The organism is Nostoc sp. UIC 10630 (assembly GCF_010747425.1).
In the GTDB taxonomy this organism is placed as follows: Bacteria; Cyanobacteriota; Cyanobacteriia; order Cyanobacteriales; family Nostocaceae; genus Nostoc.
The window spans coordinates 1-533 of the sequence record NZ_JAAGOG010000499.1 but is presented as its reverse complement, the minus strand read 5'-3'; the positions used below and the strand labels follow the sequence as shown (position 1 = coordinate 533).

1 protein-coding gene is annotated in these 533 nt (G+C 48.4%); it reads left to right on the top strand.

What is annotated here, in order from left to right; all coding sequences use genetic code 11:
• Positions 1 to 533 (top strand): DUF1579 domain-containing protein (locus G1O98_RS38595; RefSeq protein ID WP_243458680.1); only part of this gene is annotated, 533 nt, incomplete at its 5' end.

Below are 533 nucleotides of genomic sequence, written 5' to 3'. Positions count from 1 at the left end.
CAAAAGGAGCTAAAGCAATGGAGACAGCCAAAACACAGCAGGAGCCAACAATGAATACTGAGCCACAAAAGGAACATCAGTGGTTACAGAAACTCGTCGGTGAGTGGACTTATGAAACAGAGGCAATGATGAGTCCAGATCAGCCGCCTGAAAGAGCAATAGGAACGGAAAGTGTGCGATCAATCGGTGGACTCTGGGTTGTAGGTGAAGGACAAGGCGAAATACCCTGTGGTGATGCGGCAACAATGATAATAACGCTCGGATATGACTCGCAGAAGCAACGCTATGTAGGCACCTGGGTTGGGTCAATGATGACTTATCTATGGTTGTACGACGGTGAATTGGACGCGGCGAAAAACATACTAACGCTCAATTCTGACGGGCCCTCGATGACGGGCGATGAGAAGATGGCAAAGTACAGAGATGTAATCGAGTTCAAGAGTGATAATCATCGGGTGATGACATCTCATGTACTGGGCGATGACGGGCAGTGGCATCAGTTTATGACCGTAAACTCTCGACGGAAGCAGTAG